This is a genomic window from Pseudomonas sp. BJa5, from assembly GCF_030272875.2.
GTDB lineage: Bacteria > Pseudomonadota > Gammaproteobacteria > Pseudomonadales > Pseudomonadaceae > Aquipseudomonas.
In genome coordinates this window covers 1-354 of sequence record NZ_JALRNG020000095.1, presented here as the reverse complement: position 1 = coordinate 354, position 354 = coordinate 1, and the positions used below count along the sequence as shown (strand labels likewise).

1 pseudogene is annotated in these 354 nt (G+C 62.4%); it reads right to left on the bottom strand.

From position 1 onward, the window contains the following. Positions 1-20 precede the first annotated feature (20 nt). Positions 21-354, bottom strand: a pseudogene (locus tag M2D63_RS25565) (tRNA 4-thiouridine(8) synthase ThiI); the annotation flags it as partial.

Genomic DNA, 354 nt, shown 5'->3' with positions numbered 1-354 from the left:
ACCACCCCCTACCCCACGACCATACCCCCCGCACCGCACTGCTGGCGCACCTCCCAGCCGACCTCACCGACCACGTCCATCCAGCTCAAGACGAGCTGCCCGCCACGCATGCAGCGTACGGAGAAGCGCTAGCCGGCCAGCACGTGGCCTAAGTTAGTATTGAACTTGGCAACGATCTCGACGAAATCGACCAGCGGGTACTCTTCGACCTGCAGGAAGTGGTCAATGCCGGGGGTGCAGGTCAGGCGCTCGGTCATCTCACGCTGTTCTTTCTCGTCGTCGATGCGGGTGACCACCTCGTGGTTGTCCCAGACACCATCGACCGCCAGCTCAGGATCGAGATCCTTGAGCACG